Annotated in this window: 6 protein-coding genes and 1 pseudogene; 3 read left to right on the forward strand and 4 right to left on the reverse strand. The window is 72.5% G+C overall.

Annotation, left to right across the window (positions count from 1 at the left end; all coding sequences use genetic code 11):
* Nucleotides 1-12 precede the first annotated feature (12 nt).
* Nucleotides 13-228: pseudogene (locus ACIQWA_RS17330) on the reverse strand (winged helix-turn-helix domain-containing protein); the annotation flags it as partial.
* 375 nt (nucleotides 229-603) lie between these two features.
* On the opposite strand from ACIQWA_RS17330, the gene ACIQWA_RS17335 reads away from it, so the two are divergent.
* Nucleotides 604-2,607, forward strand: a complete 2,004-nt coding sequence (locus ACIQWA_RS17335; protein ID WP_402483287.1) for a tetratricopeptide repeat protein — start codon at nucleotides 604-606, stop codon at nucleotides 2,605-2,607.
* On the opposite strand, the gene ACIQWA_RS17340 is transcribed toward ACIQWA_RS17335, so the two are convergent.
* Together ACIQWA_RS17340 and ACIQWA_RS17345 are read right to left on the reverse strand one after the other, a co-directional pair.
* Complete coding sequence (locus tag ACIQWA_RS17340; protein ID WP_402483288.1) at nucleotides 2,564-3,130, reverse strand: hypothetical protein; 567 nt, start codon at nucleotides 3,128-3,130, stop codon at nucleotides 2,564-2,566. The two genes, ACIQWA_RS17335 and ACIQWA_RS17340, sit on opposite strands and share 44 nt — an antisense overlap.
* A complete protein-coding gene (locus tag ACIQWA_RS17345; RefSeq protein WP_402483290.1) occupies nucleotides 3,127-4,395 on the reverse strand; it encodes a hypothetical protein in 1,269 nt (422 codons plus the stop codon). Before ACIQWA_RS17345 ends, ACIQWA_RS17340 begins: the two co-directional genes overlap by 4 nt.
* 372 nt (nucleotides 4,396-4,767) lie before the next feature.
* Between ACIQWA_RS17345 and ACIQWA_RS17350 the strand changes: the two genes are divergently transcribed.
* Both ACIQWA_RS17350 and ACIQWA_RS17355 read left to right on the forward strand, forming a co-directional pair.
* The gene (locus ACIQWA_RS17350; protein WP_387713836.1) at nucleotides 4,768-5,553 is read left to right on the forward strand and encodes an electron transfer flavoprotein subunit beta/FixA family protein; all 786 of its coding nucleotides are present in this window, start codon (nucleotides 4,768-4,770) and stop codon (nucleotides 5,551-5,553) included.
* Between the two features lie 66 nt (nucleotides 5,554-5,619).
* Nucleotides 5,620-6,582 (forward strand): electron transfer flavoprotein subunit alpha/FixB family protein, encoded by a 963-nt coding sequence (locus tag ACIQWA_RS17355; protein ID WP_402483292.1) that lies wholly within the window; start codon nucleotides 5,620-5,622, stop codon nucleotides 6,580-6,582.
* Between the two features lie 182 nt (nucleotides 6,583-6,764).
* Here the strand turns inward: ACIQWA_RS17355 and ACIQWA_RS17360 are convergent, their stop codons facing one another.
* Nucleotides 6,765-7,199, reverse strand: a complete 435-nt coding sequence (locus tag ACIQWA_RS17360) for a hypothetical protein (RefSeq protein WP_360246213.1) — start codon at nucleotides 7,197-7,199, stop codon at nucleotides 6,765-6,767.
* Nucleotides 7,200-7,507: the final 308 nt, after the last annotated feature.

A 7,507-nucleotide genomic window follows, 5' to 3' on the forward strand; every position in this document is an offset into this window, starting at 1 on the left:
GGCGCGTCTCAGGAGCGCGCGGAGGTGGGAAACGTGGCTGTACAGGCTGGTCAGTGCGCTGGGCGGTGGTTCCTCGTCCCACAGTCGGTGTGCGAGCGACGTATGGGAGAGCGGCCTTCCGAGCTCCATGGCGAGTGCGGCCAGCAACTGCCTCCGTTTGTCGGAGTGGAGTGCCAACGGCTCTCCGTTCACCGACAGTTCAACTGAACCCAGGAGATGGATCCGCATGCGACGCCCCCCGCCGGTTGGCTACCAGCTTGCCGTGTCGCGGGTGAGCATGGCACGCGTCCGGGGCGATCGGCTATACCACGATGGGGTTCGGGAGATGGTCCTTTGGGAATGTTCTCGACTTGACGACAAGTCATCTGCTAGTGCGGAAGGGTCAATTCGTCGAAGGCAGGGGGAGCCAGTGACAATTCCGGCCGCGGTGGGGTGCTGCCCGTGACGGGCGCCGACCTGCCCTCAGGGGTCGTGCGCAACTCGCTGACCGGCGGAGGGGTCGGCGGTTCGGTGGTGCAGGCGGGCACGATCAACGGCGGGGTGCATCTGGTAGCCCGGCCGCTGTTGCCGACACCACGCCAACTGCCGCCAGGTCCAAGGCGGTTGATCGGACGGTGTGCCGATCTGGCGGCGCTGGACCAGGTGTTGAGCGAGGACGGCGGCGCGGCGGATGCCACCGTCGTGGTGACCGGACCGGCCGGAGTCGGTAAGACGGCCCTCGCCGCCCAGTGGTTGCGCGGTCTGGCCGGGCGCTTCCCGGACGGCCAGCTGTACGCCGATCTGCGCGGGTACGCGCCGGGTGGGCCCGCCGACCCGGCCGAGGCGCTCGGCGCGTTCCTGCGGGCGTTCGGCATCTCACCGGCGCCCCCCAGTCTGGAGGAGGGCGTGGCCCTGTGGCGCTCGGTGGCGGCCGAGCGGCGGATCTCCGTGCTGCTGGACAACGCCTCGACCGCCGCGCAGGTCCGCCCGCTGCTGCCGGGCTCGGACGGCACCGTGGTCGTGGTGACGAGTCGGCGCCGGCTCACCGGGCTGGGGATAGACGGCGCGGTGTTCCGGGGGCTGGAGCCGCTCGCGCCGGAGGCGTCGAAGGAGATCCTCGCCGAGCGGGTCGGTGAGCGCCGGGTGGCGGACGAGAGCGATGCCGCGGCCGAGGTGGTGGATGCCTGTGCCGGGCTGCCGTTGGCGATCTGCCTGGCGGCGGCGCGGATCGCGGCGCGGCCGGCCCAGTCGCTGGCGGCGACCGCCGAGAAGCTGGGCCGCGGCGCGGACCGGCTGGCGGTGCTGGACGTGGAGGGCGAGACGGTGCAGGAACTGCTGGACGCCTCCTACGGAGTGCTGGAGCCGGCGAGCGCCCGGCTGTACGGACTGCTGGGCCTGCTGCCCTTCGCCGAGTTCACCCTGGAGAACGCCGCCGTCCTCGCCGATCTGGACCTGTCGGGGGCGGACCGGCTGCTGGACGGTCTGATCGACGTGCACCTGCTGGAGGAGAGGGGGCCGGAACGGTTCCGCTTCCACGACCTGGTCCGGCTGCACGCCCGGGCGCACGGGGCGGAGGACCGGGGCACCGCGGCCACCGGGGCCGCCTTCGACCGGCTCGTCGACTGGTACCTCGCCTCGACCACGGCCGCCGAGGCGGTCGTCTCGCCGAGCCACCGCACGCTCGCCCGCGACTACCTCACCCGACCCGTGCACCCGGCCCGCGAGTTCGTGGACGCCACCCGGGCGCTGGAATGGCTGGACGAGGAGCGCGACCGGCTGGCCGACCTCCTGCGCTGGTCCGAGGAGCTGGGCCGGCCCGCCGCCGCCTGGCAACTCGCGGACGCCATGTGGCCGTTGTTCCTGCGGCTGCGTCCGGCTCGGCTGTGGGTGGAGGCCCACCGGATCGGTCTGCGGGGTGCCCGTGCCGTCGGTGACCGCGGCGGCGAGCTGCGGATGCTGACCTCGGGCGGTAACGGCCTGCGGAACGCGGGCGACGCGGAGGAGGCGGCCGACTGGTTCGCCGCAGCCCTCTCCCTGGCCCGGGAGGGGGACCAGCCGCTGGTCCAGGCGAACGCGCTGTACGGGCTGAGCCAGACCCATCGGATGGCGGGTCGGCTGGAGGAGGCGGCCGAGTGCCTGCACCGGGTGGTGGAGCTCAGGGAGGCCCAGGGCCAGCTCCGCGGTTCGGCGCTGGCCCGGCTGGCTCACGGCGAGGTGCTGCTGCTGGCCGACCGGGCGGGCGAGGCGGTGGAGCTCCTGGAGCGGGCGGGCCGTGAGCTGTCCTCGATCGGGGACGACTACGAGGTGGCCCGGGCGAGGGCCTTCCTGGGACTGGCGCACGGCCTGCTGGGTGCGTACGACCACGCCGAGGTCTGCCTGGAATCCGCCCTCACGGGGTTCCGGACCGCGCTGTCGGTGCACTGGGAGGCCCGGACGCTGGAGTTCGCCGGCCAGGTCGAGGAACGGCGCGGCCGCCCGGAGGCGGCGCGCGCCCGGTTCGAGCAGTCGCGGGCCCGCTACCAGGACGTGGGTGCCGCGGCCGAGGCGGCCCGACTGGCGGACCGCCTCGCCGCGTACGGGCTCGCTACCCCCGTTCCCGAGGGGCGTCCCGGCGGCCCGTCCGGCTGAACCGGGCGCACGGGCCGAACCGGTCCAGCTCGGTCAGCGCCCGACCGGCCGCCAGCCAGGCGTGCGCCAGCGACCCGAGGGCCAGCGGCAGCGCCGGCGCACCGTCGGTGCGGCGCGCCCCGGGTGCGGGGCGCAGGAAGAGCCGTGCCCCGGTCCGGGCGAGCAGCAGCACCGCTCCGCCACGACGTTCGGCGGTGGCGACGGCGCAGCCGGGGTGGGCGGACAGCGCCTCGACGAGCCGCGCGCCGATGTCGGCGGCCGGCAGGAGCCCGAGGTGGAGCACGTCGGCCTGCCGCCGCCAGCGCAGGGCGGTCGGTTCGGTGAGGTCGAGCACCAGGTGCTCGACCTCGAAGCCGGGCCGGGGCCGGCCGTCGTGCGGTGCGGCGGGTGGGTCCGCGGTCAGCAGTACGCGCCGGGCGCCGGCGGGGGAGACGACCCGGGCGTCGAACAGGCTCGCCGGGGGCCGACCGGACGGCGGGGCGGCGAGCGGCGCCAGCCGTACGGTGTGCAGGACGGCGGTCATCCGGCCCGCCGGGAGTCCGGCGCGAACGGGGCGTCCAGCGGGTCCGGCAACGGCAGCGTGGCCGGCACCGGGCTGTGTGCGGGCTGGCCGAGTCCGAGCACCCGGTACAGCAGCCGACGGGCGTTGCGGTCGAAGCGGCCGGGTTCGGAGCTGATCCGGTCGGCGATCGCCGCGTAGTCCTCCGGGCGGTACTGCTCCGCGGCGTAGGCGAGCTGGTCGGTGAGCGGGTATCCGGGGGCGAGCGCGGGCGCGGTCCGGGCGAGCTGGGCGGAGGGCGAGCGCGGGTTGACGTTCCGGTGCGGGTACTCGGCCAGCAGGACGGGGGCGCCGGTCATCGCGCCGTAGAGGGTGACCGAACCGTGGTCGCCGATGACGTAGTCGGCGGCCACCAGCAGCGGCCGCCAGTCCGCCTCCGGCGGGACGACCGAGACGGCTCCGCCCGCGGTGGCCGTCGCCCAGGACCGCACCTGCCAGGGACTGTGCGCCGCCGAGATGTTCGGATGGGTCAGCAGCGCGGTGCGGTAGCCCGACCGGGGCAGCTCGGAGGTCAGCCGGGGCAGGACGGCGTCGAGCCGGGTGAACAGCGAGCCGGCCCCCCAGGTGGAGGAGACCAGGACGAATTTCTCCCCCGGTCGCAGTCCCAGGGCCGCCCGGTAGTGCTCCCGGTGCGGCAGCGCGGCGGCGATCCGGTCGTAGCAGGGGTCGCCGACCACCTCAGCGATCGGTACGGCCTCCGGGCAGCTGCGGCCTAGTTCGTCCAGCTGTTCCCGGTGGGCCAGCGCGAACGAGCTGGGGACGATCCTGCCCTCCCAGCACAGGTGGTCCGGGCCGAGTCCGATGGCCGCCCGCTCGCCGTCCGGTCCGCTGCGCCGGGACAGCTTGATGTTGCCCGCGCCGTGCGGGAGCCGGACGACCGGCCCGTTCAGCTGCTCCATCCCCTGCGAGCCGGCCGCCAGGACGAGGTCGAACTCGCGTCGAACGGCCTGCTCCCAGGGCAGCACGGTGGCACCCAGGGCGAGCAGGCCCTCGGCCGCGCCGCGGTTGAACACGTGCGGCGCCACCGTGAACTGCACGTGGATCCGCAGGTCGGAGGCGAGCAGGGAGTAGAAGTCGTGCAGTCGCTGGGCGTAGACCACGGTCTGGGCGACGACCAGCACCCGCTTGCGGTCCGGCATGGTCTCCCACGGCCCGTTGCTGCCCCAGGTCGGGCTGTCGTGCGTCCCGTGAGCGGTCGTGATGTCCTGTTCCCCGTGCACCAAGGTCATTCCGTTCCCCCTCCTTGATCGCAGGTCGGGGCCGTCGACGAGCCCCGCCGCCGATGTTCCCGCGGCCGGTTGGTGGATTCATTGACGAGACCTGGCGGGGCCTTGCGGAAACCTTGTGCCCGCTTGCCGCCCCGACGGGTGGCCCCGGACACCGGGTAGGGTACTGAGTGCCTTTACCAGGGGTACTGAGTGCCGTATTCTCTCGGTGGAGCCTCTGATGCCAGTCGCAGACAGCCGACCCGGCATGCCGGTCCAGGTGGCGCTTGCGGCACGTGGGTCGCGGCCGGGCCGGGATTGGCACTCAGTACCCTCGGCCTGACCTGAGGCCATGGATCCAGTGCATCCGTGCACCCGTGACAGGAGAAACCGCTCATGAGCTTGAGGATCGTTGTCTGTGTGAAGTACGTGCCGGATGCGACGGGTGACCGTCGTTTCGCGGACGACCACACCACGGACCGGGAGGGTGTGGACGGCCTCCTGTCGGAGCTGGACGAGTACGGCGTGGAGCAGGCGCTGCGGATCGCCGAGGCGAACGAGGGTGCCGAGGTGACGGTGCTCACGGTGGGTCCGGACGATGCGAAGGACGCGCTGCGCAAGGCGTTGTCGATGGGTGCGGACAAGGCCGTGCACGTGAACGACGACGACATCCACGGTTCGGATGTGATCGGGACGTCGGCGGTGCTGGCGAAGGCGCTGGAGAAGACCGGGTTCGACCTGGTGATCGGTGGGATGGCGTCGACGGACGGCACGATGGGTGTGCTGCCGGCGCTGCTGGCGGAGCGGCTGGGTGTGCCGCAGGTGACGCTGCTGTCCGAGGTGTCGGTCGAGGGCGGTGTGGTGAAGGGCCGTCGGGACGGTGACGCGGCGACCGAGCTGGTGGAGGCGGCGCTGCCGGCGGTGGTGTCGGTGACGGACCAGTCGGGTGAGGCCCGGTACCCGTCGTTCAAGGGGATCATGGCGGCGAAGAAGAAGCCGGTGCAGTCGCTGGACCTGGACGACCTGGGCATCGAGGCGGACGAGGTCGGTCTGGCGGGTTCGTGGACGGCGGTCGATTCGGTGGCGGCGCGTCCGGCGCGGACCGCGGGCACGGTCGTCAAGGACGAGGGCGAGGGCGGCAAGCAGCTCGCCGCGTTCCTGGCCGACCAGAAGTTCATCTAGTCCGCCCCGCCCCGACCCCGATCCGGCTGATCCAGCCGATCCCGCTGAACACGGAGACATAGAGCAATGGCTGAGATTCTCGTCCTGGTGGACCACGCCGACGGTGCGGTCCGCAAGCCCGCCCTGGAGCTGCTGACCCTGGCCCGCCGCATCGGTGAGCCGTCCGCCGTCGTGCTGGGCGCGGGTGCCGCGGCCGCCGACATCGCCGCCAAGGTCGCCGAGTTCGGTGCCGCCAAGGTGTACGTCGCCGACGGCGCCGAGTTCGCCGACCAGCTGGTCGTCCCGAAGGTGGACGCCCTGGCCCAGATCGCCAAGGCCAACGACGTGGCCGCCGTGCTGGTCACCTCCTCCGGCGAGGGCAAGGAGGTCGCCGCCCGGGTGGCGCTGCGCCTCGGCTCCGGCATCATCACCGACGCGGTGGACGTCCGCGCCGGCGAGCAGGGCCCGGTCGCCACCCAGTCGGTGTTCGCCGCCTCGTACACCGTCGACTCCCGCGTGAGCAACGGCGTGCCGGTCATCACCGTGAAGCCGAACGCCGTCGCCCCGGAGGCCGTCGCGGCCGCCGGTGCGGTGGAGAACGTGTCGGTGGAGTTCACCGGCAACGCCGCCAAGGTCACCTCGCGCACCCCGCGCGTCTCCACCGGCCGCCCCGAGCTGACCGAGGCCGCCATCGTGGTCTCCGGCGGCCGTGGCGTCGGTGCCGCCGAGGGCTTCGGCGTGGTCGAGGAGCTCGCGGACGCGCTGGACGCGGCCGTCGGTGCCTCGCGCGCCGCCGTGGACGCCGGCTGGTACCCGCACAGCTCCCAGGTCGGCCAGACCGGCAAGCAGGTCTCGCCCCAGCTGTACGTGGCCAACGGCATCTCGGGCGCCATCCAGCACCGGGCCGGCATGCAGACCTCGAAGACCATCGTGGCCGTCAACAAGGACCCCGAGGCCCCGATCTTCGAGCTCGCCGACTACGGCGTGGTCGGCGACCTCTTCGAGGTGCTGCCGCAGCTCACCGCCGAGGTGAAGTCCCGCAAGGGCTGATCCCCCGCGAGGACCCCGCAACGATCGGAGGGCGTGGCACTCGGTACCCCGGTACCGAGTGCCACGCCCTCCGTCGTTCCCCGTTCCCGCCGCTCGCGCCCCGGTCCGGTCCGAGGCCCGAGATGGAGGCCCAGATCCGGGAACCGAGGTCCGGGGCCCGAGGTCCGGGACGACTCCGCCGGCTATTCGGCGAAGGCCGCGAGGTGCTGGGTGAAACCACCCTTGGTGGGCGGCAGCGGCCGCGGTTCGAGGTCCTGCACCGGCGGCGGCTCCTCCACCGGCAGCAGCCGCAGCTCGGGCTGCTCGGAGTCGGGGGAGGAGTACAGCCGCACCCGGGTGCCGACCGGGACGGTGCTGCGCATCCCGTCCACGATGCACCAGACGTCGAACCCCTCCTCCATCCGGATCAGCGACTTCTGCCGGACCAAGGGCGTCCGGGCCTGTTCGACCGCGCAGCGCCGGACCACGCCGGTGCCCTCGCTGGGCTCCAGTCGCAGCTCGGTGGAGCCGCAGGTGGGGCAGAGCAGCCGTTGGAAGGTCGGGTTGTTGCACCAGGTACAGCGCTGGAAGTACAGCGTCGTGCTCCGGGTGTCGGCATCGATGGCTGAGTGGACCACGCTGTCATCTCCCTGCGCTCGGACCGGCTCTGTCGGCAGAAGTACGCCAGCGGTACGTCACTGGTACGTCAGCAGTTCGGCGTAGTTCGGCAGGAAAAGGATAGGGAACTCAGTGCCGCCCTGTGAAGGCACTGAGTTCCCTTTTTGCCACGCACGTGCATAATGAAGGGTACTGAGTACCGTCGTGAAACAGGAGTGGCGATCATGAGCCAGGACTTCGATCTCTTCCGTATCTCCGAGGAGCACGAGATGCTCCGTGAGGCGGTGCGTTCGCTGGCCGAGGCGAAGATCGCTCCGTTCGCGGCGGA

Origin of the sequence: Kitasatospora sp. NPDC098652, from assembly GCF_044760155.1 — a bacterium.
GTDB lineage: Bacteria > Actinomycetota > Actinomycetes > Streptomycetales > Streptomycetaceae > Kitasatospora.

Coding starts and splice junctions, on each gene's coding strand:
- ACIQWA_RS17340 (WP_402483288.1), bottom strand. CDS start 3,130: ATGACCGCCGTCCTGCACACCGTACGGCTGGCGCCGCTCGCCGCCCCG.
- ACIQWA_RS17345 (WP_402483290.1), bottom strand. CDS start 4,395: ATGACCTTGGTGCACGGGGAACAGGACATCACGACCGCTCACGGGACG.
- ACIQWA_RS17350 (WP_387713836.1), top strand. CDS start 4,768: ATGAGCTTGAGGATCGTTGTCTGTGTGAAGTACGTGCCGGATGCGACG.
- ACIQWA_RS17355 (WP_402483292.1), top strand. CDS start 5,620: ATGGCTGAGATTCTCGTCCTGGTGGACCACGCCGACGGTGCGGTCCGC.